Below are 25,900 nucleotides of genomic sequence, written 5' to 3'. Positions count from 1 at the left end.
GGATTTCGGGTTGAGCGATCAACCGTCGTCGGTCTAGGAACGCCCCCATGATCGCCGAACTGACCAAGGGCTACCATCGCTTCCGCGCGAACAGGTGGCCGTCCGAGCGCGCCGAGTACGAAGCCCTGGCCGTCAACGGGCAGAAGCCGCACACCCTGGTCGTGGCCTGTTCAGACAGCCGCGCCGATCCGGCCCTGATCTTCGACACGGCGCCGGGCGAACTGTTCGTGGTGCGCAACGTCGCCAACCTGGTCCCGCCCTATCAGCCCGACGGCAAGCTGCACGGCGTCTCGGCGGCGCTGGAATTCGGCGTCAACGTGCTCAAGGTCAAGCACGTCGTCGTCATGGGCCACGCCTCCTGCGGCGGCGTCACCGCCATGCTCAAGGGCTCGCCCGCCAATTGCCAGGACTTCGTCGCCCCCTGGGTCGAACAGGGCGTGCCCGCCGTGCGCCGCGCGGTCGAGGGCCTGGCCGCCGATCAGGTCGAGTGCGCGGCCGAGGAGGCCGTGGTGCGCCTGTCGCTGGAGAACCTGCGCACCTTCCCCTGGATCGCGGAGAAGGAAGCGGCGGGCGAGCTCAAGCTCAGCGGCCTGCACTTCGGCATCGCCCTGGGCATCCTGTCCAAGCTGACCGGCCCCGGCCGGTTCGAGCGCCTGGACTAAAGGCGCCGCCCTCGCCTCTGGGCGCGAACCGTGGCACACCCGTGCCGTTCGCAACGGAAGACGTCATGGCCCCTGCCCACAAAGCCAATCCGATCCCCAACATCCTGACCAGCATCCGGCTGGCGGCGGGGGTGGTCATGTTCCTGCTGCTGGCGGGAGCGACCAGCGGCATTCCCTTCGTCTCGGCCTGGCTGAGCCCCGACGACCAGTTCGCCATGTACCGCACGGGCTTCTGGATCTTCGTCATCGCCGCCTCGACGGACTGGATCGACGGCTATCTGGCTCGCCGCTGGAAGGCCGAGACGCGCTGGGGCGCCATTCTGGACCCGATCGCCGACAAGATCCTGGTCACGGGCGCCATCCTGGGCGTGCTGACCTCGGGTTCGGTGCAGCAGATCATCATTCCCTGCGGCCTGATCCTGTTCCGCGAGTTCGCCGTCTCGGCCCTGCGCGAGACCATGGCCGGGCGCATCAACCTGCCCGTCACCCTGGCCGCCAAGTGGAAGACCACCCTGCAGATGGTGGCCCTGGGCTGCCAGTTGTTCGCCCGCAACTGGGACGGCTGGGGCCTGCCCTTCGACTACCTGCCGGCCTTCCAGCTGTTCTCGGACGCCCTGATCTGGCTGGCCGCCATCGTCACCCTGTGGACCGGCTGGCAGTATTTCAGCGCCGCCCAGAAGCAGATGCGGGATCTGTAAGACGGCTTCCTTGCTATGGTCCCTTCTCCCGATGGGAGAAGGTGGCCCGATGAGGGTTCCCGGCGACCGTCGGCGTAAGCCGTCGCGCCACGGCTAAAGCCGACTGAAGCCTCCGCCCCTCACCCTTTCGCCTTGCGGATCGCCTTCGGCTCTCCGAGGCTCAAGCCCTCTCCCGTCGGGAGAGGGTTTTTATTTGAGCGCCTTTTCCAGCACCACGAACTCCAGATTCCGCGTCTGCGGCAGGCCGAAGCGCTCGTCGTCCAGCGGGAAGGGCCGGGTCTCCCCGGTCAGCCGATAGCCTCGGCGCTCGTACCAGGCGATCAGCTCGGCGCGCCGGCGGATGACCGTCATCTCCATGCGCGTCGCGGCGAAGCGGCGGCGGGCCTCGGCCTCGGCGGCGTCGATCAGCCGACGGCCCAGACCGCCCGCCTGACGGGTCGGATCGACGGTCAGCAGACCGAGATAGGCCCGGCCGCCGCCCTGATCCGCGACCTGGACGCAGCCGGTCAGGACGCCCTCGACCTCGGCCAGCAGGATGACCCGCGAGGCGTCGGCGAGAATGTCGCGCAGCTCGGCCTCGTCGGTGCGCTGACCGCCCAGCAGGTCGGCCTCATGGCTCCAGCCCGCCTTGGCGCTGTCGCCGCGATAGGCGCTTTCGATCAGGCGGCGCAGCGCCGGAACGTCGTCCGGCGCCGCAAGACGGAAGCTCGGCGCGATCAACGGCGCGCCCGGCGGGGCGCGGCCTTGGGCGCCACGCCCAGCTCCTGGATCAGGTGATCCATGCCGTAAACGTCGCGCAGGGCGGTGGTCACGGCCTGGGTGGTGACGATGACGCTGCGGTTGACGTTGCGGTCATAGCCGTAGGCGTTGCGCTGGGTCAGGACGGTGGAATCGAAGTTGGCGCCGATGATCTCGCCCTTGGCGTTGACGGCGGGCGAGCCCGACGAGCCGCCGATGGTGTCGGACGAGACAGCCATGTTCATCACCGCGTTCGGGTCGATGCGGTCCTTGGCGGCCAGCAGCTTGGGCGCGACGTTGAAGGGCTCGGCCCCCGTCGCACGATCCCACAGGCCGGCGAAGGTGGTGAAGGCAGGGATGCGCTGGCCCGGAACGTCCGTGCCCTCGACCCGGCCGTAGGTCAGGCGCAGGGTGCCGGTGGCGTCGGGATAGACGGCGTCGCCATAGACGGCGAAGCGGGCGGCGGCTAGCTGTTCCGAGGCGCGGTCGGTCGGCGCCTTGACCGTATTGTCCCACTGCGCGCGCACGGCGCGGGCGTCGGCGTCGATGGCCAGGGCGTACTGGATCAGCGGATCGGTCGAGGCCTGAACGGCGGGCAGGCCGCCTTCCCACAGGGCGCGGCGCACGGCCGGGTCAGCCAGCTGGGTGCCCTCGATCAGGCGGGCCGACAGACCTTCGGGGCTTTCCTTGCCCAGCAGGGTGCGGACGTAGGGGCTGTCGACGGTCAGCCATTCGCGGGTCTTGGACAGCCACCATTCCAGACGGATTTGCTCCAGCGCCGGATAGGTCGGGCGCTCGGCGAACAGGCCGGACTGGACGCCGGGCAGGCGGCTGTCGGCGAACTCGGGCAGGCGCTGGTCCGAGGGCTTGGCGCGTTCCTGAGCCCCGCGCACGAGGGTCCGCGCCCAGTTGAACAGCGACGAGCCGCCCGCCACCGAGGTGGTGCCCAGGCCCGTGCCGCCTTCCAGCAGGGCCATGGGGGCGTAAAGCTCACGCGCCAGGGGCTGAACCGCCTCCAGCGTCGTCCACGGATCGGTCTGACCGCCCGCCGCGCGGGCGCGGAAGTCGGCTTCAGCCTCGGCCTTCTTGGCCATGAAGGCGGCGTCGGTCAGGGCGCGCATCCGGCCCAGGCCGCGCTTGTAGGTGTTCTCGACGCCGACGATGGGGTCCATGGCGATGAAGGCCTGATCCTCGCCCTCTTCCGAATAGCGGATCAGACGGCCGCGCAGTTCGGAGGCGATCAGCTGGTCCATCGGCAGGACCACGTCGCGGATGGTCATCAGCTGCGACTGGGTCAGCAGGCGCTGGGTCGAGCCGGGATTGCCGGTGACGAAGACGGGCTCGCCCTCGGTCGGCTTGTTCGGGTTCCAGGTGAAGTGGGTCGGCGTCGCGGCGGGCTTGCCGTCTTCGTACAGGCGGATGAAGGCCGCATCGATGGCGAAGCGCGGGAAGGAGAAGTTGTCCAGATCGCCGCCGAAGGTCGCGGCGCGGTCTTCCGGCGCCCAGGCCAGGCGCACGTCGGAGTATTTGCGGAACTTGTAGAGCTTGAACTGGCCGCCACGATACAGGCTGACGACCTGGCAACGGATCTTGGGATCGGACCCGCAGGCCTCGGTCTCGATGCGGCCGGCTTCGGCCTCGCGCGCCTGGGTGAAGGCCTGGCCGTCCAGCCCCTCGCCCGCCTTCTGCACCCGCGCGGTGACGTCGGTGATGTCGGTCAGGATCTCGGCCGAGCCGCCGGGGCATTTCAGCTCCTCCTCGCGGCTCTTGGGCGTGAAGCCGGTCTCGGCGTACTGGACCTGCGGGGTCGACAGGTTGGCGACGCAGGTGGCGACGCAGTGGTTGTTGGTCATCACCAGGCCCTCGCCGGAGATGACCCCCGCCGAACAGCCGCCGAACTTGACCGACGACAGGCGGACGCGGTCGAGCCAGGCCTGGTCGATGTTCGTGCCCAGGGTCTGGTTGGCGCGGGCGATGGGGAAGTTGTCATAGGTCCACATGCCCTCCTCGGCCTTGGCGGAAGAGGCGCCGGCGAAAGCCAGGACGGCGGCCGAGGCGAACAGCATGTGACGCATGAGAAGCTCCTGATTCAGACTCCGGCGGGGAAAAACAGAGTCCAACTCGTCTGAATAGTCTGAAATCGGCGCGCCGTTGCAAGCAATCTAGCCAAGCGCGACGTCAGACCGGGGCGTAGGCCCTTCTCCCTCCCCATGAAGGGGAGGGAGAGGCGCGGCGTCTGGATCGGACGCCGCGCTCAAGTCCTTAACGCCGCACGCCCAGTTCGCGCAGCAGGCGCGGCTGGTTGTAAACGTTGCGCAGGGCCTCGGTGACGGCAGCGGTCGAGACCGACACCGTGCGGTTCAGTTCGCCGTCATAGCCGAACGAGCCGCCCAGGGAGTGGATGTTGCCGTCGAAGGCGGCGCCGATCACCTCGCCGCGGGCGTTGATCACCGGCGAACCCGAGTTGCCGCCGATGATGTCGTTGGTCGAGACGAAGTCATAGACGGTCGCCTTGTTCACCCGGCCCTCGGCGTCGAGGAAGCGCTGGGCCACGTTGAAGGGCTCGGCCCCGGTGGCGCGCTCATACAGGCCGCCCATGTAGGTGAAGGACGGCACGGTCACGCCGCGATAGGTCCAGCCCTTCACCTGGCCATAGGACAGGCGGAGGCTGAAGGTCGCGTCCGGATACAGGTTGTCGCCATAGACGGCGAAGCGGGCCTGGGCGACCTTTTCGGCGGCGCGGGCGGTCGGACCGTTGACCCCGGCGTCCCACTGGGTGCGGACGGCCTGGGCGGCGTCGTCATTGGCCAGGACGAAGGCGATCATCGGGTCGCCCGAGGCGGCCAGCTGCTCCGGCGTCATGGCCAGGGCCTCGGCGCGGAAGGCCGGGTCGATCAGCTTGCTCTCGACCAGACGGGCGGCGATGCCCTCGGGGTTCTCGCGGCCCAGCATGGCCTTCACATTGGCGTTGTCGGCGGTCAGGTATTCGCGCGTCTTGGACAGCCAGAAGGACAGCTGGATCTCCTCGACGCCCTTGGCGATCGGCGCCTCCGAGGCCAGGCGACGGCCGAGGGCGGCGATGTCGGCGTCGGAATAGCCCGCGCGGCGCTCGGCCGCCGGCTTGGCCCGTTCCTTGGCGGCGCGGACGATCGACCGGGCGTAGGCGTAGAGGGTCGAGCCGCCGCCGGCGTTCGCCTCCAGCTGGCGATAGGGCAGGTACAGCTCGGTCGCCGTCGCCTGAACCTTCTCCAGGTCCGTCCAGGGATCGCCGATGCGCTGGACCAGGGCCGGGTCGGCCGCCACGCGCTGACGCAGCTCGGCCTCCTCGGCGCGCTTCTTGCCCATGAAGGCCGGGTCGGTCAGGGCGCCCAGCTGGCCGTAATAGACCTTGAAGCTGTTCTCGAGGCCGAAGATCGGGTCGAGGGCGACGCGCTTCTCCTCCTCGCCCTGGGTCGAATATTCGGTCAGGCGGCCGCGCAGCTCCGAGCTCTGGATCAGGGTCACTGGAATCTGCTGATCGCGCAGCCGCTCCAGTTGGCTGAGGGTCAGCAGACGCTGGGTGGTGCCGGGGTTGCCGGCGACGAAGGTGGCCTCGCCGTCCTTGGGCGCCTCGGCGCTCCACTTCAGATGGTTCGGGGTCGCGACCGGCTTGCCGTCCTCGTAGGCGCGCAGGAAGGCGGCATCGAGGGCGTAGCGCGGGAAGTTGAAGTTGTCCGGGTCGCCGCCGAAGAAGGCCGCCTGGAACTCCGGCGCGAAGACCAGGCGCACGTCCTCGTACTTGCGGAACTTGTAGAGGGCGTATTTGCCGCCGCGATAGAAGCTGATCACCTGGCAGGTCAGCTTGCGGTCGTCGCCGCAGGCCTCCTTCTGGATCTTGTCGACCTCATTGGTGCGCGCCTCGACGAAGGCCGCGCCTTCCAGGCCGGCCCCGGCGCCCATGACGCGGTCGGTGACGTCGACGATGTCGGTCAGGACCTCGGCGGTCTGGCCGGGGCAGGTCTTCTCCTCCTCGCGCGTGGCGGGCATCCAGCCGTTCTTGACGTAGTCGCTCTGGGCCGTGGACAGGTCCTGAACGCAGGAGATGACGCAGTGGTGGTTGGTCAGGATCAGACCTTCGCCCGAGACGAAGGAGGCCGAGCAGCCGCGCAGGCGCACGGCGGCGTTGCGCACCCGGTCCAGCCACGCCTGGTCGATCCGCGTGCCGTATTTGTCGTTCACCGTCTGGATCGGGAAGTTGTCGAAGGTCCACATGCCCTCGTCCGCGCGCGCGGGCGTGGCGGGGGCGTTGACCACCGCGGCGGCCAGGCCGAGGGCGGCCAGGGAGGCGGTGAAGGAATAGAGACGGCGCAGCGACATGGGGCTCTCCGGGCAGGCGGGGCCCTGCGCCCCGCATTGCTATTGACCTGTCACTAGCGCCGCTTTGGGAAGGGCCTCAAGCCCCGACGCACAGGCTTTCATCGGAGGGGGCCTTCGCCTTACCCCGATTTAACTTGGCCCCGGCCCCCGAGACGGTCAGATAACGCTGCAAGTCAGGGGTTGAAAAACGCTTCATGTCGCTCGCGCTATCCACGCTGCTTTTCGAATGGCGCCGCTATATGGCCGCCGTCATGGCGCTCGCCCTCTCGGGCCTGCTCGTGCTGGCCATGACCGGAGTCTTCATCGGCATCGGCAAGGGGTTCACCGCCGCCATCGAGCGGTCGAGCGCCGACATCTTCATCATGCAGCCGGGGGCCACGGCCCTGTTCAACGGCCCCATGGGCATGCCGCGGCGCTTCGTGCCCCAGGCCTACAACCACCCGGAAGTGATCGAGGTGAAGACCCTCGACGTGTCGGGCGGCAACTTCCAGAACATCAAGAACGTCGACCCGACCGCCTCGGCCGCCGACCGCGCCAAACAGGGCGCGCCCAAGCAAAAGAACGTCATGATCAACGTCATCGACACGGCGCCCGGTTCGGTCACCATCCCGGTCGACTATTCCGAGGAACTGGTCGAGGCTCTGCGCCAGCCCTTCACCGTCGCCGTCGATGAGACGGCCCTGGCTCCGCTGGGGGTCAAGCTGGGCGACAAGGCCCTGTTCAACGGCCAGACCGTGACCGTGGTGGGCGTCCTGCGAGGCTATCCCAACATGATGCAGCCGACCCTGGTCATGTCGCGCGACTCCTTGCGGATGCTGGGCCAGGCCTTTTCCGGGCCGCGCGTCGGCCCGCTGATGATCAAGATCAAGGATCCCGCCCGCGCCGAGATCGTGGTGGCCCAGCTGAACGCCATGGGCAACGGCCAGTGGAAGGCCTGGACCCGTCAGGACCTGGCCGAAGCCAACGCCGGCGCCATGTTCGAGGAAGGCATCCTGGTCATCATCATCGGCGGCTGCGTGGTGCTGGGCATCATCATCGGCGTGGCCATCACCTGGCAGACCCTGCGCGGGGCCATCATGGCCAACATCAAGGAGTTCGCCTCCCTGCGCGCCCTGGGCGTCGGCATGGGCTCCCTGCGCCGCATCGTCATGGAGCTGAGCTTCTGGGTCGGCCTGGTCGGGGTCGGCGCCGCCATCCTGCTGACCTGGCTGCTGTCGCTGCTGGCCAAGTCCAACGCCGTCATCATCGCCCTGCCGCCGCTCCTGCTGATCGTGGTCGGGGGCGGTCTGATCGCCATCGCCATGCTGTCGGGCCTGCTGTCGATGGGCATCCTGAAGAAGAGCCAACCTGCGGACCTGCTACGATGAACATGCATACGAGAGTTCACGGCAAGCACGGCGACTTCGCCATCGAGGCCAAGGGGCTGGTCAAGCGGTTCAAGTCCGGCCGCGGCTTCGTGGAGGTGCTGAAGGGCGTCGACTTCGACGCGCGCCACGGCGACCTGACCATGGTCATGGGGCCGTCCGGCTCGGGCAAGTCGACGCTGATCGCCGCCCTGTCCGGCCTGCTGCGCCCCGAGGAAGGACGCGTCGACGCCCTGGACGTGGACAATCTGTGGAAGCTGTCGGGCGGCAAGATCGACAGGTTCCGCCTCGACAACTGCGGCTTCATCTTCCAGGGCTTCAACCTCTTCCCGTCCCTGACCGCCCTGCAACAGGTCGAGACGGTGCTGAAATTCCAGGGCCTGACCGCCGGCCAGGCCAAGAAGCGCGCCGCGCTCGCCCTGGAGGAAGTCGGCCTGGGCCATCGCCTGCATCAGCGCCCGGCGGCCCTGTCCGGCGGCGAGAAGCAGCGCGTCGCCATCGCCCGCGCCCTGGCCAAGGACCCCAAGATCCTGTTCGCCGACGAGCCGACCTCGGCGCTGGACGGCGAGAACGGCCAGATCGTCATCCGGCTGCTGCGCCGGGCGGCGACCGAGCATGGCGCCGCAGTCATCTGCGTGACCCACGACCCGCGCCTGGAAGCCTGGGCCGACCGGGTCATCCACATCGAAGACGGCGTGATCATCGACGATCAGCGCCGCACCCCCAATCCCGACGCCGTCCTGGCCTCGCACTAGACACCGATCCTCAAGGACATCTCACATGCCCGCTATCCTGAAAAACAAATGGCTCTGGATCGGCCTCGTGGCCCTGATCGTGGCCGTCGTCGGCTTCAGCATGGTCCAGAAGGCCAATGCGGCGAAGAAGGCCGAAGCGACCGCCGCCGCCGAAAAGAAGGTTGAAAGCCCCTACTCGGCCATCGCCAACGGCAAGATCGACATCGAGGGCGGCATCATCCAGATCGCGGCCCGTCGCGCCGGCGTGGTGCGCGAGGTCCTGGTCCAGGAAGGCGACCGCGTCGTCGCCGGCCAGATCCTGGCTCGCCAGGAGGACGACGAGCCGCGCCTGGCCCTGCAGACCGCCTCGGCCACCCTGGCCGAAGCTGAAAGCCAGCTGCGCCTGACCCATGTCGACATCGCCACGGCCCAGCGCGAATACGACCGCCTGCAGCGCCTGGCCGGGACCAACTTCGTCGCCGCCCAGAAGCTGGACCAGGCCCGCGACGCCATCGCCCAGGCCCAGGCCCGCCTCGGCTCGCAGCAAGCCGCCGTGCAGACCGCCCGCGCCCGTCGCGACCAGGCCGCCTACAACGTCGAGCTGACGATGATCCGCGCGCCCGCCGACGGCCGCATCGTGCGCCGCTACGCCAACCCCGGCGCCGGCGCCTCGACCCTGAACGTGTCGAACATGTTCGACCTGGAGCCGGACGCCCCGCGCATCGCCCGCGCCGAGATCGTCGAGGCCGACATCCCCAACGTCGCCGTCGACCAGGCCGTCGAGATCACCCCGGAAGGCGACCCGACCAAGGTCTATGTCGGCAAGGTGCTGCGCCGCGCCGCCGTCTTCGGCGCCCGCAAGCTGGCCTCGGACGATCCGTCCCAGCGCACCGACGAGCGCGTCGTCGAAGTGGTGGTCGCCGTCAACGACGCCCCGCTGCTGATCGGCCAGCGCGTTCTGGTCAAGTTCATGAAGCCGGGCGAGACCGCCGGCGCCAAGCGCGAGATCCAGGCCGGCGTGCCCGCCACGCGCGCCATGAAGACGGCCCAAAAGTAAGGACGGCTCAGGCTGAACACGGAAAAGGGGCGCCGCGCGGCGCCCCTTTTTTGTTGGCGCATACTCTCCCGCTCATCCCGGCGGACGCCGGGATCCAGTGCTTTGGCCTCAAGCCCGACGACAAGAATCGCAGACCTTGTGCACGCGGCTCTCACTGGGCCCCGGCGTCCGCCGGGGTGAGCGGGTTGTGAAACTAGTTCCCCTTGAAATCCCCCGGCCGCTTCTCCAGCACCGCCGTGACGCCCTCGATGTGGTCCTCGGTCAGGTGGGCCAGGGCCTGCAGGGCGGCGGACAGCTCCAGCATCTGGTCGAAATTCATGTCGCGGCCCTGGCGCAGCAGGCTCTTGGCCATGCGCAGGGCCTGGGGCGGCTGGGCGGCGATCTGGCCGGCCGTCTGCATCGCCTCGTCCATCAGCGTCTCATGCGGCACGACGCGGTTGACCAGGCCCCAGGCCGCGGCCGTCTCGGCGTCGATGGCGCGGGCGGTGAACAGCAGTTCGGCGGCGCGGGCATAGCCGATGTTGCGCGGCAGCAGCCACGACCCGCCGTCGCCGGGAATGATGCCCAGCTTCATGAAGGGCACGCCGAAGCTGGCGCGGTCCGAGGCGATGCGGATGTCGCCCAGCCCGGCGATGTCGCAGCCCAGCCCCATCGCCGGACCGTTGACGGCGGCGATCAGCGGAACCTCCAGCCCGTAGAGCGAACGGACGATGCGGTGGACGACCCGGCGATAGCGCTCGCGGATAGCGGCGCCGGAGCCTTCGAACAGGTCGCGGCGGTCCTTCATCGCCTTGAGGTCGCCGCCCGCCGAGAAGGCGCGGCCCGCCCCGGTCATCACCACGCAGCGGATCGAGGGATCGGCGTTGACCGCGTCGCAGGCGGCGGCGAAGGCCTCGCCGTCCTCCAGGTCCGGCAGGGCGTTCAGCCGGTCGGACCGATCCAGGGTCCAGACCATGACCGCGCCTTTGCGCTCTTCGACGATCAGACCCATGCCGCATTCCCTTTCACCGCTGGAGCGTTCGGTTTCGGCCAGGGCGCGCCGCGATGGCAAGGGCGGAATTGAAAAACCCCGGTCGTTCTGACCGGGGCTTCTGGTTGGATCACATCGCCTCGCGACTACGCGCGCGGCCGTTTGATCGTGATGGGCACGAAGTTGGACGGATGGCTGACCACGCGGTCGCCGGCGCCGTTCATCTGCTTCGTATTCACCAGCATCCCGCCGAACAGGGCGAAGGACAGCATGGCGTGCTGGAGATTGCGCTCTTTGTTTTCGTTCATTTTTGGCGTCTCCTTTCGTTGAACGATGAAAGAAGACGCGTCGTGCTTATTGGGACTCTCACCCTGTCAGTCGTTTCGCGTCGATGGTTAAGATAGCCGCTAAGCTGGAAAAGTCAAGAAATTATAGTCCGTAATCGGACTCATTGTTGCGATACCGTCACGAACCATGCCCGATACGCCCGCCCCTCGCCCGCCGCGCCCCATCGCCACCCCCTGCGTCATGGTCTGCACCGTCGACGGCGCCTCGGGCCTGTGCCTGGGCTGCTTTCGCACCCTGCCGGAGATCGCGACCTGGAGCCGGATGACGGACGAGGCGCGCGCCGCCGTCATGAGCGAGCTGGACGGCCGCAAGGGGCGGGTCGATCCGGCGCTGCTGGGCGGGTGAGCCGCGCGAGACCGGCGGTCCGGCGTCAACCTTTCGTTCGCCACGTCGCTTCACCGCATGGGAAGACAGGGGCGGCATAGTCGCCCTCATGATCCGCTTCGACCCGCGCTCCGCCGTTGTCTTCGCCGCCGCCCTGGCGTCGGCGATCGCTTGCGCCGGCGCCCTGATGTGGTGGGACGGCTCGGCCCAGGCCTACGCCGCCGTGGCCCTGAAGGAGGCGCCGTCGGTGACGCGCGCGGCCGACGGCCACTACTGGGCCGAGGCCACCGTCGAGGGACGGCCGATGCGGATGCTGGTCGACACCGGCGCCAGCGTGGTGACGCTGAGCCGCGCCGACGCCGAACGGCTGGGCGTGCGGCTGAAGCCGCACGAGTTCAACCAGACGCTGAACACCGCCTCGGGCCAGGTCCCGGCGGCGCGGGTGCTGCTGACCTCCCTGTCGGTGGCGGGGTGGAGATGACCTCGGTCGAGGCCCTGGTGGTCGACCGCGACATGCCCGCGGCCCTGCTGGGCATGAGCTATCTGGGCCGGCTGTCGGCCTTCGAGGCGCGGCCCGACGGCCTGATCCTGAGGGGCTGACCGTCTCTCAACCGCGCGGGCCGAAGGGCACCACCTTATTGTCCGGGTCGTGGCCGATGTCGGCGGCGCCCAGATAGGGAATCCCCGACCGCACGCACCAGTGGCGCACGATCTCCTCGGGCGTCAGGCCGAACTCGGGATCGTTGGGCGTCACGTCCGAGACCCGGCCCAGGCGGATGCCCGCCACGCGGCGGATCGAGGCCTGGCCGGTCAGGTGGAACATCATCCGGTCGAGGCGATAGTGGGCCTCGGACACCTCCTCCAGCATCAGGACGTGGCCGCTCAGGTCCGGCTCCAGCGCCGTGCCGACCAGTTCGTTGAGGATGCTCAGGTTGAAGGCGACGGCCGGCCGCGGGTCGGTCAGCAGGGACGGCTCCAGCGAGGCCGGGTCGCCGGTCCGCAGCCAGTTCACCGCTCGGCGGCCCGTGGCGTCGTGGCGCGAGCCCTCCGCCGCCAGCGGCCCGTGCGCCAGATGAGGAAAGCCCGCCTTGTAGAGAACAGCCAGCAGGCTGCCGACGTCGGAATAGCCGAGGTAGCGCTTGGCCCGCGCGTGGGCGTTCAGCTCGGGGACCACCGCCTCGGCGATGCGGCAGGCGCCGTAGCCGCCGCGCGCGAACCAGATGGCGTCCAGGTGCGGGTCGTTGGCGTATTCGACGAAGGCGCGGGCGCGGGTCGGGTCGTCGCCGCCGAAATGGCCATGGACCTCGAACAAGGCCGGATGCAGCACCAGTTCGACCTCGCCGTCCGGCCAGGCCGCCGCCGCCCAGGCCCGGATCGCCTCGCCCCGCGCGGGGTCCAGGCGGGAGCTGGCGTTGACGACGCCAATTCGGAACGGTCGGGTCTGCATGGACGGGGTGGCCTCGGGCGTCTCGCGTGCTAGTCAGACCGGACACTCCCCGGTTTCCCGCATCGAAATCAAGCCGATGAACAAAGACTATTTCTTCTGCGGCGTCGGCGGCTCCGGCATGCTGCCCCTGGCCATGATCGTTCAGGCGCAAGGCGGCCGCATCTCGGGCTCCGACCGGGCGCTGGACCAGGGCCGCACGCCCGAGAAGTTCGACTGGCTGCGCGCCCACGGCGTGACCCTGCACCCGCAGGACGGGTCGGGCGTGACCAACGCCGAGCAGATCGTCGTCGCCACCGGGGCGGTCGAGGAGACGGTGCCCGATATCGGCGCGGCCAGGCGCGTCGGCGCGACCATCAAGACCCGGCCCCAGCTGCTCAGCGAACTGTTCAACGCGGCCCCCACCTCCATCGGCGTGGCGGGCACCAGCGGCAAGTCGACCATCACCGGCATGGTGGCCTGGATCCTGGACCAGGCGGGGCGGAAGCCCACCGTGGTCAACGGGGCGGTGATGAAGAATTTCGCCTCGCCCGACCACCCCTTCGCCAGCGCCCTGGTCGGCGGACCAAATGACGAAAATGGCCTGTTCGTGGCCGAGGTGGACGAGAGCGACGGCTCCATCGCCCGCTATGACCCGACGGTCGCCGTGGTCTCCAACATCTCGCTGGACCACAAGTCGATGGAGGAGCTGCGCGAGTTGTTCGGCGGCTTCGTCGGCCGGGCGACGACGGCGGTGCTGAACCTCGACAATCCCGAGACGGCGGCGCTGGCGCAAAGCCTGACGCCCGGCAAGGCGATCACCTTTGCGCTGGGCGAGGAAGAGGCCGACCTGTCGGCGCATGACCTCGCGCCCCTGCCGACCGGCATGGCCTTCGAGCTGCGCCTGCGCGGCGAGGCGGCGCGGGCGGTGACGCTGGCCGTGCCGGGCGCGCACAACGTCGCCAACGCCCTGGCGGCCCTGGGCGCGGTGAAGGCGCTGGGCGTGGACATGGATCAGGCGGTCGCGGCGCTGGAACGTTTCAGCGGCATCCGGCGGCGGATGGAGGTGGTGGGCACGCAAAACGGCGTCACCGTCATCGACGACTTCGCCCACAACCCGGACAAGATCGCCGCTACCCTGAAGACCCTGCACGCCTTCGACGGGCGGCTGCTGATCCTGTTCCAGCCGCACGGCTTCGGCCCGCTGAAGCTGATGAAGCATGAGTTCATCGACGGCTTCGCCGGACTGATGCGCCATGACGACCGGCTGCTGATGCCCGAGCCGGTCTATTACGGGGGCACCACCGACCGCAGCGTGGGCTCGGAGGACATCGCGGCGGGCGTGCGCCACGCCGGGCGCCACGCCGCGGCGCTGGCGACCCGCGCCGACTGCGGCGACCGCATCGTCGAGATGGCCCGGCCCGGCGACCGGGTGGTGGTCATGGGCGCGCGCGACGACAGCCTGTCGACCTTCGCGGCCGAGCTGCTGGCCCGTCTCTGACGCTCCGCTGTCGGAGCGATTGTCAGATTAGCCTTGCAAAACATTCATTTACGGAAAAGCGCCTGTTAAGCGCCCTGGCCTAACCACGCTCTCGCAAACGGCGGAGGCGGCGACGACATGGCCAGGATCGGAGACTTCGTGGACGCCTCGGCGCCCATGGCGCCGGACGCGCCGGGGGCCGAGGCCCTGGCTCGGTTCGAGGCCGAGCCCTCGACCCTGGTGATCGCCGTGGCCGACGCCGACGGGCGCCCCGTCGGCCTGATCGAGCGCAACGCCTTCACCCTGAAGCTGGCGGCCGAGTTCGGCCGCGCCCTCTACGCCCGGCGGCCGGTCTCGGCCCTGATGGACCCCGCCCCCATGGTGGTCGAGGCCGACGCCTCGGCCGATGTCCTGTTCCAGTCGATGGACGCGCCGGGCCTGGGGGCCCTGCTCAAGGGCTTCATCGTCGTCTCGCGCGGCCGCTACGTCGGGGTCGGGGCCGGGCTGCACGTGCTGCAGGCCGGGGTGGCCATCCACAAGCGCCGCGCCGAGACCATGGCCGAACTGGCCCAGAACCTGGTCCGGGCCGAGGCCGAGGCCCGCGCCTCCAGCCGGGCCAAGTCCGAGTTCCTGGCCGTCATGAGCCACGAGATCCGCACGCCGCTGAACGGGGTGCTGGGGGTCGCCGCCCTGATGGAGCGGCAGCTGACGCAGGAAGACCTGCGCCCCCACGTCCGCACCATCCTGGATTCGGGCGCCAGCCTGCTGCGCCTGCTGACCGACGCCCTAGACATGTCGCGCGCCGAGGCGGGGATGCTGACGCTGGAGCCGGCGCCGCTGGACCTGCAGGCGGTGGCGGCGGACCTATCGGCCCTGTGGCGGCCGCGCGCCGAGGAGAAGGCCCTGGACCTGCGCGTCCACGGCGACCTGGGCGCCGCGCGCTGGGTCGTCGGCGACGAGGTGCGGCTGAAACAGCTGCTGAACAACCTGATCGGCAACGCCCTGAAATTCACCGAGGCCGGCGCGGTCGAGGTGCGGCTGGGCACGGCGCTGGAGGAGGGCCGAGTGCGCCTGTCGGCCACGGTCGACGACAGCGGCCCCGGCGTCAGCGAGGAGGCGGCGCGCGCCATCTTCGAACCCTTCAACACCGGCGAGGCGGGCCGCCAGGGCGCCGGCGCGGGCCTGGGCCTGGCCATCTGCCGCCAGATCGTCGAGCGGATGGAGGGCGAACTGGCCGTCGAACGCGCGCCGCAGGGCGGGGCGCGCTTCCGCTTCGACCTGCGGCTGCCGCTGGCCGAGGCCGACGGGCGCCGCGACGACGGCGCGGTCGCCGATCCCACCTGGCACGAGACCCTGCATGTGCTGGTGGTGGACGACCACGCCGCCAACCGCTTCGTCGCCGGCAAGGTGCTGGAGCTGTTCGGCTGCACCCACGAAACCGCCGAGAACGGCCGCCAGGCGGTGGACCAGGCGGCGGTCGGGCGCTTCGACCTGATCCTGATGGACGTCAAGATGCCGGTCATGGACGGGGTCGCGGCGACCCGCGCCATCCGCGCCCTGCCCGGCCCGGCCGCCGCCCTGCCCATCCTGGCCCTGACCGCCAACGCCGATCCGCGCGACGAGGCGGACTACCTCGCGGCGGGCATGGACGGCGTGGCCCAGAAGCCGATCCAGCCCGAGGCCCTGCTGAACGCCATTCGCCTGGTCCTGTCGCGCGAAAGCCCCGCCCAGGCCGCCTGAAGGCGCGTCCGGCGCACGGCGGTTGCGAATACTATTGCAAATCGTTCTCAAGCTGTGGCACAGCCGTGGCGTGACCGACGCCGCCGCCTCTTCCGCCAAAGCCGCCGCCCGCCCTAAGGCCGCGCTGAACGCCCGACGCTCGTTCTGGCTGAAGCAGTTGCACAGCTGGCACTGGATCTCGGCGGCGGTCAGCCTGGTCGGCCTGCTGCTGTTCGCGGTGACGGGCGTCACCCTGAACCACGCGGCCCAGATCCCCGCCGAACCCATTGTGCGCGAACAGACCGCCGTCCTGCCCGCCCCCTTGCTGGCGCGCCTGGCCGCCTTCCCCGAAGAGACGACCGATCCGGCGCCCGAGGCCGTGGCCCGCTGGGCCGCCGAGGCCTTCCAGGTCGAGATCGCCGGCAAGCCGACAGAAACCACGGCCGAGGAACTCTATGTCGCCTTGCCGACCCCCGGCGGCGACGGCTGGCTGACCATCGACCGTTCGACCGGCGAGGCCGTCCACGAGAAGACCACGCGCGGCGCGATCGCCTACCTCAACGACCTGCACAAGGGCCGCAACGCGGGCCAGGCCTGGTTCTGGTTCATCGACGTCTTCGCCGCCGCCTGCGTGGTCTTCACCCTGACCGGCCTGGCCCTGCTGTGGCTGCACGCGCGCGGCCGCCCCTCGACCTGGCCCCTGGTCGGGCTGGGCCTGCTGATCCCGGTCCTCATCGCCCTGTTGTTCATTCACTGACGAGCTTTTCCCATGCGTAAGCTTCCTCTCGTCCTGACCGCCGCCGGCCTGTCGGCGGCCGCCGCCCCCGTGGCCGCCGACCTGTCGGTCTCGGTCGAGCTGCCGCGCATCAACAGCGCCTCCTATCACCGACCCTACGTCGCGGTGTGGATCGAGAAGCCGGACCAGACGACCGCCCAGACCCTGGCCGTCTGGTACCAGCAGACCCGCAACAACGAGGGCGACGGCAAGGACTGGCTCAAGGACCTGCGCACCTGGTGGCGCAAGGGCGGCCGCGCCATGGCCATGCCCGCCGACGGCGTCTCCGGTCCGACCAAGGCCCCGGGCCGCCACGCCGTGACCGTGCCAGGCGCGCGCCTGCGCAGCCTGCCCGCCGGCCAGTACACCCTGGTCGTCGAGGCGGCCCGAGAACTGGGCGGCCGCGAGGTCGTCCGCGTGCCCTTCCAATGGGGCGCCGCCAACACCGGAACCGCAACCGGATCCACCGAACTGGGCGCCGTTCGCGTCGCCGTGACCCGCTAAGAGGACCGCCCGATGAAGAAGACCCTCGCCCTGCTGGCCCCTGCTCTCCTGACATTGACCGCCGCCCTGGCCGCCCCCCTGTCGGCCCAGGCCCACCGCGCCTGGCTGGCCCCGACCTCGACGGTGCTGTCGGGCAATGACGCCTGGGTCGGCTTCGACGCCGGGATGTCGAACGGCGTCTTCATCCCCGACCACGCCGCCATGCGCCTGAGCGGCCTGACCATCACCGCCCCGGACGGTTCGGCCGCCGAGGCCGAGAACCTGCATCAGGCCAAATACCGCTCCAGCTTCGACCTGCACCTGAGCCGGCCGGGCACCTATCGCGTGGCCAACGTCGCCTCGGGCTTCATGGCCAGCTACGACCAGGGCGGCGAGCGCAAGCGCTGGCGCGGGGCCGAGGCCGACTTCCCCGGCGCCCTGCCCGCCGACGCGACCAACGTCGAGACGACCCGCACCGACAGCCGCACCGAGACCTTCGTCACCCTGGGCGCGCCGAACGACGCCGCCCTGGCCCCGACCGGCAAGGGTCTGGAGCTGGTCCCCGTGACCCACCCGAACGACCTGGTGGCCGGCGAGGCCGCGACCTTCAAACTGGTCAAGGACGGCCAGCCCGCCGCCGGCGTCGAGGTGGCCGTCGCGCGCGGCGGCCTGCGCTATCGCGACAATCCCGAGGAGATCACGGTCAGGACCGGCGCCGACGGCGCCTTCACCGTGACCTGGCCCGAAGCCGGCCTCTACTGGCTGGGCGCCTCCGTCCGCACCCCGGGCGCGAATGGCCAGCCGGGCTCGAACGCCTCGTGGAACGGCGCCCTGGAAGTCCTGCCCTGACCGCCAAATCCTCCAGCGCCGCGCCGCCGCCGCTCCGCCTCGGGGCGGCGGCCGAGAGGCGCCAGGACGACCGCGTCCTGATCCCGCCGATGGCCGGCGCGCCCGAGCGGCCGCCCAGCGACCTGATCTGGTCGCTGGCGGGTGAGAGCATGGGCACGACCTGGTCGGCGCGGCTGGTTCCGCCGCCGGGCGCCGCGCAGGACGTTTTTCAGGCCGCGATCGAGGCCGAGCTGGCGCAGGTCGTCGCCGTCTTCAGCCCGTGGCAGGCCGACAGCGAGATCAGCCGCTTCAACGCCGCCCCGGCCGGGACGTGGCGGTTGTCGGACGAGCTGTGGTCGCTGCTGACCGCCGCGCTCGACCTGGCCGACGAGGTCAACGGCGCGGTGGATCCGACCCTGGGCGCCCTGGTCGACCTGTGGGGCTTCGGCCCGCCGGGGGCGCGCTCGGCCCTGCTGCCCCTGCCGTCCGACGCCGAGGTCGAGGCGGCCCTGGCCGTCTCCGGCTGGCGGAGGCTGCGGCTGAACCGCGAGGCGCAGGCCGCGATCCAGATCGGCGGCATGAAGTTGGACTTCTCCGGCATCGCCAAGGGCCATGCGGTCGACCGCGTCTCGGCCCGCCTGAGCGCGATGGGCGCGACCGCGCACCTGGTCGAGATCGGCGGCGAACTGCTCGGGCGCGGCGTCAAGCCGGACGCCCAGCCCTGGTGGGTCGAGATCGAGGCCGTGCCCGGCTCGCCGGCGCCGCGCACGGTCGCCGCCCTGGTCGATCTGGCCGTGGCGACCTCGGGCGACTGGCGCCGCGCCTTCGTGCATGAGCAGCGGCTCTATCCGCACACCCTGGACGGGGCGACAGGACGGCCGGTCGACAACGGCCTGGCCCAGGTCACCGTCTTCGACGCCTCGGCCATGCGCGCCGACGCCCTGGCCACCGCCCTGACCGTGCTCGGCCCGTTCGACGGGCCGGAGTTCGCGGAGGCGATGGGCCTGGCCGCCCATTTCGTCGAGCGCACCCCGCGCGGTCTGGTCGAGCGGATGAGCCCCGCCTTCGCGGCTATGATGGACGACGAGGCCGCCTGACGTGACCGCCGACCTGTTCCGCTGGGTGGGCGCCGGCGTCGCCGTCCTGCTGTGGCTCGGGCTCATCGCCCTGACCGTCTGGCGCGTGCGCGCCGCGGCGCGCCGGGCCGCCGAGCAGGCCCGCGCCTTCGCCGAGGCGGCGGGCGACGAGGCCGTGCTGATCGCCTTCGCCAGCCAGACCGGCTTCGGCGAGGAGCTGGCCTGGATGACCGCGCGCGCCCTGGGCGACGGCGGCGTCGGCGCGCGGATCCTGCCCTTCGCCGAGCTGGACCTGGAGACGCTGAAGCGCGCGCGGCGCCTGCTGGTCGTGGCCTCGACCACCGGCGAGGGCGACGCCCCCGACGGCGCCGCCCGCTTCGTGCGCCAGGCCATGGGCACGGAGGCGGACCTGTCGCACCTGTCCTATGGGCTGCTGGCGCTGGGCGACCGGTCCTATGACGCCTTCTGCGGCTTCGGCCGTGCGGTCGGCGACTGGCTGGACCGCTGCGGGGCGCAGACCCTGTTCGACCGGGTCGAGGTCGATAATGGCGATGCGGGCGCCGTGCGCCACTGGCAGCATCAGCTGAACCTGATCACCGGGGCGACCGCCGCCCCCGACTGGACCCCGCCCGCCTATGACCGCTGGCGCCTGGTCAAGCGGACCCTGCTCAACGCCGGCAGCCCCGGCGGCGAGGCCTGGCATCTGGCCTTCGAACCCATCGACCACGCGCCCGACTGGGCGGCGGGCGACATCGCCGAGGTCGGCCTGCCCGCCCGCGACGGCGAACAGCCCGGCAGCCGCGAATATTCGGTCGCCTCCCTGCCCTCGGACGGGCGGCTCGAGCTCTGCATCCGCCTGATGACGCGGCCGGACGGGACGCCGGGCCTGGCCTCGGGCTGGCTGACGCAGGAGGCGCAGATCGGCCAGGAGGTCGCCCTGCGCGTGCGCGCCAACCGAAGCTTCCACGCCCCGCCGCCGGAAGTCCCCATCATCCTGATCGGCAACGGCACCGGCATCGCCGGCCTGCGCGGACACCTGAAGGCGCGGGCGCGGCACGACAAGACCGGCGGCGGCTGGCTGCTGTTCGGCGAGCGGACGCGGGCGCACGACGCCTTCTATGACGAAGAGCTTCGGGCCTGGCGGGCGTCGGGGGTGCTGACCCGGCTTGACCGCGCCTTCTCGCGCGACGGCGGCGAGCACCGCTACGTCCAGGCGCTGGTGGCCGAGCACGCCCGCACGGTCGCCGACTGGGTCGATCGCGGGGCGTGGATCTACGTCTGCGGCAGCCTGGAGGGGATGTCCAAGGGGGTGCATGCGGCGCTGGAGGCCGCGCTCGGCGAAGACCGTCTGCTGGGTCTGACCGAGGCGGGGCGGTATCGGCGGGACGTTTATTGATACGCTTCCCTCTCCCGATGGGAGAGGGCTTGAGCCTCCAAGAGCGCAGCGATTGGCCAAGGCGAAAGGGTGAGGGGTCCCGGCCGAAATCGGCGCCAGCCGCCGTGCGACGGCTCACGCCGACTGAACCCTCAAGCCCCTCACCCTTTGGCTGCTCCGCGCCGCCCTTCGGGTCGCGCAAGGACGATCGCCTTCGGCTCTCGTGCGCTCAAGCCCTCTCCCGCCGGGAGAGGGTTGGCTAAACCTCCGACCAGCGGCGCAGCAGGTTGTGATAGACGCCGGTCAGTTCGATCACCGCCTGATCCTTCGGCCCCTTGTCGAGGTTGACGCGCTGGATCGCCACGTCGAGGCGGAACAGGCTTTCGCGGTCGGCGTCGTCGCGGACCAGGCTCTGCAGCCACATGAAGCTGGAGACGCGGGCGCCGCGCGTGACGGGCGTGACCCGGTGCAGGCTCTTGGACGGATAGAGGACCAGGTCGCCGGCCGGCAGCTTGACCGACTGGGCGCCGTACATCTCCTCGATGATCAGCTCGCCGCCGTCGTAGTCCTCGGGCTCGGACAGGAAGAGGGTGGCCGACAGGTCGCTGCGGATGCGATGGCCGTCCCGCTGGCGGATGGCGTTGTCGACGTGCAGGCCGAACTCGCCGCCGCCCTCGTAGCGATTGAACAGGGGCGGAAAGATCGTATGCGGCAGGGCGGCCGAGACGAACATCGGATTGGCGTTCAGCGCCCGGACCACCAGGGCCGAGACCTCGCGCGCCTCGGCGCTGTCCTCGGGCAACTGCTGGTTCCTTTTAGCGGTCGCCGACTGATGGCCCGAGGTCATGTTGCCGTCGGCCCAGGGACCGGCGTCCAGGGTCCGGCGCAGAGCCTTCACCTCGGCCTTGGTAAAGACGTCGGGGATGTGCAGCAGCATGGCTCTCTCACCGTCTGGAACCGCATCGGCCCCGCCGCTCGAGCGAACGCCGGGGCCGACAGAATGGCGCGAAACGCGGCCTCTTAGTAGCGGACGTTCAGCGTCAGGATGGCCTGGCGCGCCGGGGCCACGTCGGCGTGGTGCACGCCGTTGGTGCGGATGATGTAGTCCTCATCCCCGGCGTTCTGGACGTTCAGCTGCAGCGAGGCGCGCTCGTTGATGTCATAGGCGGCGAACAGGTCCACGCGGGCATACTCCGGCGCATAGATGCGGTTGGCGCCGCCGCCGGCTCCGCCCTGGTTCCCGCCCCAGGACTTGGACACGTAATAGACGCCGCCGCCGAGGCTGAGCTTGGGCAGGACGCGATAGGTGGTGAACAGGCTGGCGCTGTGCTCGGGCGTGTTGGCCAGGGGATCGCCGACGTTGACGTTGCTGTAGGCGCCGCGCGTCAGCTCCGAATCCATCCAGGTGTAGCCGCCGAACACCTGCCACTTGTCGGTGATCGAGCCCGACACGCCCAGCTCCAGCCCCTGCACCCGAGCCTCGCCCGCCTGTTCGAACAGGCCCGGCGCCACCTCGATGGCCGCGTCCTTGCGCGTCAGGCGGAACAGGGCGCCGCTGAGGGCCAGACGATCGCCGAACAGATTGGCCTTGGCCCCGATCTCGACGCTCTCGGTCTGTTCCGGGTCCAGCACCGTGCCGGCCAGATTGCCGCTGCCCAACCCGCCGGCCGCGTTCTGGTCGCCCGCCGAGATGGTCGGCGGCGTCGAGGACGTCGACCAGGAGGCGTAGAGGCTGCTGCTCGCCGTCGGCTTGTAGACCAGGCCGAGCTGATAGTTGACGAAGTCCCAGTCCGCCTCACGCGCGACCGGGACGACGGCGCCGCGCGGCAGCTCCGTGCCCTCCACGGCGTAGCGGTCGTAGCGCACGCCCAGGTTCAGCTTCCACCGCTCGCCCAGGCTGACAGAATCGAAGGCGTAGAGCCCCAGGACGTCCGTGTCCGAATAGGTCTCGGTCCCGCGCGTGATCGTGCCCGTCCACGGATCGTTCGGGTTGGGCGCATAGACGGGGGTGCAGTCCACGCCGGTCAGCGGCGCCGGACAGGCCGAGCCCGTGAGGGTCGTGACGACATAGGCGGCGTTGCGGTTCTTCTCGCGCGACAGCTCCAGGCCGACGTCGAAGTCGTGCTTGATCGCCCCGGTCAGGAAGGCGCCGTGCAGGTCGGTGACGTTGGCCAGGGTCTCGGTCGGGTTCCAACGGGACTTGACGCCGCGCTTCATCCACCAGACGCCGTCGATCAGGGCCGCGCCGCGCGGGGTCGAGGTTGCGCTGCCGCCGTCGCCGGGGTTGGTGACGACATAGTCGTTCAGGGTCTGGGCGTAGCGGGTGACGTTGCGCAGGGCCAGAGTTTCGCTGAAGCGATGCTCGACCTCCAGGGTCAGGCTGTCGACCGTGTTGGTCAGATAGTCGCGCGCCTTCAGCCCGTAGAAGCTGTCGTAGGGCACGTCCAGGATGCCGCTGTCGGTCGTGCGGACATTGGTCTTGGTGAAGAGCGGGATGCCGTAGTCGGGCATCTGGTCGCTATCGAGGTGGTAGTAGCTGGCGGTGATCGTCGTCGGCGTGCCCAGGCCCGCCGCGATCGCAGCGCCCACGCCCCACTTGTCGAAGTCGACCCCGTTGCGGCCCGGCACGTCGCCTTGCGAGGCCATGAGGTTCAGGCGCATGGCGGCGGTCGGCCCGACCTGCCAGTTGGCGTCCACCGTGCCGCGCGCATAGGCGTCCGTGCCGACGCCGGCCGAGCCGTTGACGAAGTCGCTCAGGCGCGGAGCCTTGGACGACAGGTTGATGCTGCCGCCGCCCGAGCCGCGGCCCGAATAGACGGAATCGGCGCCCTTGATGACCTCGACCTGCTCCAGGTTGAAGACCTCGCGCTGCTGGCCGCCGGTGTCGCGGATGCCGTCGACGAAGACGTTGTTGCCCGAGGCCTGGCCGCGGATGAAGGGCCGGTCGGCCAGGGGCTGGCCGCCCTCGCCCGCGCCGAAGGTGATGCCCGGCGAAGTGCGCAGGATGTCCTGCAGCGAGGTGGCGGCGGTCTGCTCGATGATCTGCTGCGGGATCACCGTCACCGTGCGCGGGGTGTCGACCAGGGGGGCGACGAACTGCGGGTCCTTCGGCTCGCGCTTCACGCGATGGCCGTTGACGTCCAGCGTGCCCAGGTGGGTCGCGTCCTGGCTGACCACGCCGTCGGCGGGCGCGGGCTCGCCAGCCGCCGCAGCCGACGCCACGGCAGGCGCGGCGCACAGCATGCCCGCGGCGCTGGAAGCGAACAGGAGCGCCTTGAGGGCGGCGGAGCGAGGGTCGGACATGGAGGGAGGAGCCAGTCAGTGATGTTGCGATGCGGTCGCAATATCACCTTATTCCCACACCGCAAGTGACTCTGAGAATAAATCTCAACTTAGGCGCCGAAATCACGCCGACAGGCCGTCCTCGGACGAAAAACGACCTCAGACCGCCAGGGCCACGCCCTTCATCGACACCGCAGGATCGGCCAGCAGGGCGGCGTCCACAGGCGTTCCCTTGCCGATCAGCAGGCGTCCGCCCATGAACTCGGCCGGGGCGTTGACCGCCTCGACGCAGACGACGCGGTCGCCGTTCAGATGGAAGACGGCGAAGGCGCCGCCGGCCGGATCGCCGCGCACGACCTGGCGGTCGGCGCCGAAGGGCAGGCCCGCGATCTGCAGCTTGACGTCATACTGGTCCGACCAAAACCACGGCACCTCGGGCGCGGGGGCGGCGCGGCCGACAACGGCGGCGGCGGCCTGCTTGGCCTGCTCCAGTGCGTTGGGCACGCTCTCCAGCCGGTGCATGAGGCCGCCGTGGACCGGGATGGGCCGATGGGTCACGTCGCCGATGGCGTAGATGGAAGGGTCGCTGGTGCGGGCGGCCGCGTCCACCACCACGCCGTTCTCGCAAGCCAGGCCCGCCGTCCGCGCCAGGGCTTCGCGCGCCAGGGCGCCGACGCCGACCAGCACCGCGTCGGCCGCGATCAGCGTCCCGTCGGCCAGGCGCACGCCGTCGTCCTCGAAGCCCGCGACCTCGGCGCCGGTCAGGATCTCGACGCCATGCTGGCGGTGCAGGTCGGTGAAGAAGGCCGACAGGGCCTCCGACGCCACGCGCGCCAGCACCCGGTCCATGCGCTCTATCACCACCGCCTCGGCGCCCAGGGCGCGGGCCGAGGCCGCCGCCTCGAGCCCGACGTAGCCGCCGCCGACCACGGCCAGCCGCTTGCCGGGGGCCAGCGCCGCCTTCAGCTGTTCGGCGTCCGCCAGGGTGCGCAGTTCCAGCAGGTCGGGCCGATCCGCGCCGGGAATGGCCAGCTTGCGCGCCATCGAGCCGGTGGCCAGGATCAGCACGTCATAGGCCTCGACCGTTCCGTCGGCGAAGGTCACGGCCTTGGCGCCTGCATCAATCGCAGTCGCCGTGACGCCGGTGCGCAGGTCGATATTCTGCTCGGCGTAGAAGCTCTCGGGACGCAGCAGCAGGTCCTCCAGACGCGCCTCGCCCTTGAGCCAGGCCTTGGACAGGGGCGGCCGCTGATAGGGCGCCGCCGCCTCCTCGCCCACCAGGACGATCTCGCCCTCGAAGCCGTACTGCCTCAGCAGCGCCGCCGCCGAGCCCCCCGCGTGTCCCGCGCCGATGATCAGAACCTTGGTCATGGGGGACAGATAGAGTGGCGCGCAGCGGGTGGCGAGTGGCGGTTAGGCTTTTCCTCCCCATGACAATGGGGAGGGGGACCACGAAGTGGTGGAGGGGCTCTCTAACGCCCCGTCGCATCATGCAAAATCACCGCCAGAACCCCCTCGAGATGATCGCGAATGTCCGTCGCCCGGACGCGCAGAACCTCAATCCCCTGCGCCTTCAACCATGCCGTTCGCCGCTCGTCATGGGCGATTTGCGCCGGGTCATCATGCGCTGCGCCATCGACCTCCACCGCCAGTCGCGCACCGACGCAATAGAAGTCGAGAATGTAGGAACCGGCCGGATGCTGGCGGCGAAACTTCAGTCCTTCCAGAGCGCCGCCCTTTAGACAGCTCCACAGCCTGGCCTCAGGCGGCGTCAGGGAGCGACGCATTCGTGCGGCGCGTCGGTAGGCTTCGATGGTCGGCGACATGGCCCCTCCACCACTTCACACGTGGGGAGGAAAAGACGTCAGCGTCAACTCAGCGGGTTGACCGCTCCATTGTTACAGCATAATGGAACGCGCCATGAGCACCGACGCCGCCAAGACCGCCCTGCTGGACGCCCTGCTTTCGCTGAAGACGCGCGAGGAGGCGGACGCCTTCCTGGCCGATCTGTGCACCCCGGCGGAACTGCGCGCCTTCGCCGAGCGGTGGCAGGTGGCGCGGATGCTGGACGCCGGGGACAAGACCTATCGCGAGATCGCCGCCGAGGCGCCGGCCAGCCCGACCACCGTCGTGCGCGTCGCGCGCTCCCTGAAGGACATGCCGCACCAGGGCTATCGACTGGTGCTGGACAGACTGAAAGCCTGAGTT

26 protein-coding genes are annotated in these 25,900 nt (G+C 70.1%); 16 read left to right on the top strand and 10 right to left on the bottom strand.

Translation table 11 applies throughout. From position 1 onward, the window contains the following. The first annotated feature begins 47 nt into the window (after window positions 1–47). Window positions 48–662 (top strand): carbonic anhydrase, encoded by a 615-nt coding sequence (locus D8I30_RS07240; protein WP_121482143.1) that lies wholly within the window; start codon window positions 48–50, stop codon window positions 660–662. Window positions 663–727: 65 nt separating this feature from the next. Beyond that, window positions 728–1,360, top strand: a complete 633-nt coding sequence (gene pgsA / locus D8I30_RS07235; protein WP_121482142.1) for a CDP-diacylglycerol--glycerol-3-phosphate 3-phosphatidyltransferase — start codon at window positions 728–730, stop codon at window positions 1,358–1,360. Window positions 1,361–1,549: 189 nt separating this feature from the next. Here the strand turns inward: pgsA and D8I30_RS07230 are convergent, their stop codons facing one another. The 3 genes from D8I30_RS07230 to D8I30_RS07220 form a co-directional block, all read right to left on the bottom strand. After that, entirely contained in the window at window positions 1,550–2,080 is a 531-nt protein-coding gene (locus tag D8I30_RS07230) for a GNAT family N-acetyltransferase (protein WP_121482141.1), read from the bottom strand. Then, window positions 2,077–4,173, bottom strand: a complete 2,097-nt coding sequence (locus D8I30_RS07225; RefSeq protein WP_121482140.1) for a S46 family peptidase — start codon at window positions 4,171–4,173, stop codon at window positions 2,077–2,079. The genes D8I30_RS07230 and D8I30_RS07225 overlap by 4 nt, the downstream gene beginning before the upstream one ends. 187 nt (window positions 4,174–4,360) lie before the next feature. Then, on the bottom strand, window positions 4,361–6,454 hold the full coding sequence (locus D8I30_RS07220; protein ID WP_121482139.1) for a S46 family peptidase: 2,094 nt from the start codon (window positions 6,452–6,454) through the stop codon (window positions 4,361–4,363). 194 nt (window positions 6,455–6,648) lie between these two features. Here D8I30_RS07220 and D8I30_RS07215 point away from each other — a divergent pair, with 194 nt between their 5' ends. Genes D8I30_RS07215 through D8I30_RS07205 form a run of 3 tightly spaced genes read left to right on the top strand, consistent with a single transcriptional unit; the run spans window position 6,649 to window position 9,609 of the window. Next, window positions 6,649–7,821, top strand: coding sequence for an ABC transporter permease (locus D8I30_RS07215; protein ID WP_121482138.1), 1,173 nt, complete (start codon window positions 6,649–6,651; stop codon window positions 7,819–7,821). After that, complete coding sequence (locus tag D8I30_RS07210; protein ID WP_430804532.1) at window positions 7,818–8,573, top strand: ABC transporter ATP-binding protein; 756 nt, start codon at window positions 7,818–7,820, stop codon at window positions 8,571–8,573. Before D8I30_RS07215 ends, D8I30_RS07210 begins: the two co-directional genes overlap by 4 nt. A gap of 25 nt (window positions 8,574–8,598) precedes the next feature. Next, window positions 8,599–9,609 (top strand): efflux RND transporter periplasmic adaptor subunit, encoded by a 1,011-nt coding sequence (locus D8I30_RS07205; RefSeq protein ID WP_121482137.1) that lies wholly within the window; start codon window positions 8,599–8,601, stop codon window positions 9,607–9,609. 193 nt (window positions 9,610–9,802) lie between these two features. Here D8I30_RS07205 and D8I30_RS07200 read toward each other — a convergent pair whose 3' ends face one another. Continuing rightward, the gene (locus D8I30_RS07200; protein WP_121482136.1) at window positions 9,803–10,600 is read right to left on the bottom strand and encodes a crotonase/enoyl-CoA hydratase family protein; all 798 of its coding nucleotides are present in this window, start codon (window positions 10,598–10,600) and stop codon (window positions 9,803–9,805) included. A gap of 125 nt (window positions 10,601–10,725) precedes the next feature. After that, a complete protein-coding gene (locus tag D8I30_RS14395) occupies window positions 10,726–10,887 on the bottom strand; it encodes a hypothetical protein (RefSeq protein WP_162938831.1) in 162 nt (53 codons plus the stop codon). Window positions 10,888–11,053: 166 nt separating this feature from the next. Between D8I30_RS14395 and D8I30_RS07195 the strand changes: the two genes are divergently transcribed. The 3 genes from D8I30_RS07195 to D8I30_RS14930 all read left to right on the top strand — a co-directional run bounded on the left by D8I30_RS07195 (window position 11,054) and on the right by D8I30_RS14930 (window position 11,851). Then, entirely contained in the window at window positions 11,054–11,272 is a 219-nt protein-coding gene (locus tag D8I30_RS07195) for a DUF1289 domain-containing protein (RefSeq protein WP_162938830.1), read from the top strand. Between the two features lie 88 nt (window positions 11,273–11,360). After that, window positions 11,361–11,732 (top strand): retropepsin-like aspartic protease family protein, encoded by a 372-nt coding sequence (locus tag D8I30_RS07190; protein ID WP_240387171.1) that lies wholly within the window; start codon window positions 11,361–11,363, stop codon window positions 11,730–11,732. Next, on the top strand, window positions 11,729–11,851 hold the full coding sequence (locus D8I30_RS14930; protein ID WP_276118535.1) for a hypothetical protein: 123 nt from the start codon (window positions 11,729–11,731) through the stop codon (window positions 11,849–11,851). Before D8I30_RS07190 ends, D8I30_RS14930 begins: the two co-directional genes overlap by 4 nt. 7 nt (window positions 11,852–11,858) lie before the next feature. Here the strand turns inward: D8I30_RS14930 and D8I30_RS07185 are convergent, their stop codons facing one another. Then, window positions 11,859–12,698 carry an LD-carboxypeptidase gene (locus D8I30_RS07185; protein ID WP_121482135.1) on the bottom strand — a complete coding sequence of 280 codons (840 nt, stop codon included), beginning with the start codon at window positions 12,696–12,698 and terminating at the stop codon, window positions 11,859–11,861. A gap of 76 nt (window positions 12,699–12,774) precedes the next feature. Between D8I30_RS07185 and D8I30_RS07180 the strand changes: the two genes are divergently transcribed. The 7 genes from D8I30_RS07180 to D8I30_RS07150 all read left to right on the top strand — a co-directional run bounded on the left by D8I30_RS07180 (window position 12,775) and on the right by D8I30_RS07150 (window position 20,431). Then, window positions 12,775–14,175 carry a UDP-N-acetylmuramate--L-alanine ligase gene (locus tag D8I30_RS07180; protein ID WP_121483432.1) on the top strand — a complete coding sequence of 467 codons (1,401 nt, stop codon included), beginning with the start codon at window positions 12,775–12,777 and terminating at the stop codon, window positions 14,173–14,175. Between the two features lie 117 nt (window positions 14,176–14,292). Then, window positions 14,293–15,894, top strand: coding sequence for an ATP-binding protein (locus tag D8I30_RS07175; RefSeq protein WP_121482134.1), 1,602 nt, complete (start codon window positions 14,293–14,295; stop codon window positions 15,892–15,894). A 124-nt stretch (window positions 15,895–16,018) separates the two neighbouring features. Continuing rightward, on the top strand, window positions 16,019–16,630 hold the full coding sequence (locus tag D8I30_RS07170) for a PepSY-associated TM helix domain-containing protein (protein ID WP_240387377.1): 612 nt from the start codon (window positions 16,019–16,021) through the stop codon (window positions 16,628–16,630). A 12-nt stretch (window positions 16,631–16,642) separates the two neighbouring features. Beyond that, complete coding sequence (locus D8I30_RS07165) at window positions 16,643–17,152, top strand: DUF2271 domain-containing protein (protein WP_121482133.1); 510 nt, start codon at window positions 16,643–16,645, stop codon at window positions 17,150–17,152. Window positions 17,153–17,164: 12 nt separating this feature from the next. Next, a complete protein-coding gene (locus D8I30_RS07160) occupies window positions 17,165–17,980 on the top strand; it encodes a DUF4198 domain-containing protein (RefSeq protein ID WP_121482132.1) in 816 nt (271 codons plus the stop codon). Window positions 17,981–18,069: 89 nt separating this feature from the next. Beyond that, a complete protein-coding gene (locus tag D8I30_RS07155; protein ID WP_162938829.1) occupies window positions 18,070–19,056 on the top strand; it encodes an FAD:protein FMN transferase in 987 nt (328 codons plus the stop codon). Window position 19,057: 1 nt separating this feature from the next. Next, entirely contained in the window at window positions 19,058–20,431 is a 1,374-nt protein-coding gene (locus tag D8I30_RS07150; RefSeq protein WP_121482131.1) for a sulfite reductase subunit alpha, read from the top strand. A 238-nt stretch (window positions 20,432–20,669) separates the two neighbouring features. Here the strand turns inward: D8I30_RS07150 and D8I30_RS07145 are convergent, their stop codons facing one another. The 4 genes from D8I30_RS07145 to D8I30_RS07130 all read right to left on the bottom strand — a co-directional run bounded on the left by D8I30_RS07145 (window position 20,670) and on the right by D8I30_RS07130 (window position 25,518). Continuing rightward, on the bottom strand, window positions 20,670–21,347 hold the full coding sequence (locus tag D8I30_RS07145) for a Fe2+-dependent dioxygenase (RefSeq protein WP_121482130.1): 678 nt from the start codon (window positions 21,345–21,347) through the stop codon (window positions 20,670–20,672). An 83-nt stretch (window positions 21,348–21,430) separates the two neighbouring features. Continuing rightward, entirely contained in the window at window positions 21,431–23,713 is a 2,283-nt protein-coding gene (locus D8I30_RS07140; protein ID WP_121482129.1) for a TonB-dependent receptor, read from the bottom strand. Between the two features lie 138 nt (window positions 23,714–23,851). Further along, window positions 23,852–25,063 (bottom strand): NAD(P)/FAD-dependent oxidoreductase, encoded by a 1,212-nt coding sequence (locus D8I30_RS07135; protein ID WP_121482128.1) that lies wholly within the window; start codon window positions 25,061–25,063, stop codon window positions 23,852–23,854. 101 nt (window positions 25,064–25,164) lie between these two features. After that, window positions 25,165–25,518, bottom strand: coding sequence for an endonuclease domain-containing protein (locus D8I30_RS07130; protein ID WP_121482127.1), 354 nt, complete (start codon window positions 25,516–25,518; stop codon window positions 25,165–25,167). Between the two features lie 82 nt (window positions 25,519–25,600). Between D8I30_RS07130 and D8I30_RS07125 the strand changes: the two genes are divergently transcribed. Further along, window positions 25,601–25,897 carry a YerC/YecD family TrpR-related protein gene (locus D8I30_RS07125; protein ID WP_121482126.1) on the top strand — a complete coding sequence of 99 codons (297 nt, stop codon included), beginning with the start codon at window positions 25,601–25,603 and terminating at the stop codon, window positions 25,895–25,897. The last annotated feature ends 3 nt before the right edge of the window (window positions 25,898–25,900 follow it).

This window comes from Brevundimonas naejangsanensis (assembly GCF_003627995.1).
Taxonomy (GTDB): Bacteria; Pseudomonadota; Alphaproteobacteria; order Caulobacterales; family Caulobacteraceae; genus Brevundimonas; species Brevundimonas naejangsanensis_B.
This window is presented reverse-complemented; position numbering and strand designations above follow the sequence as displayed.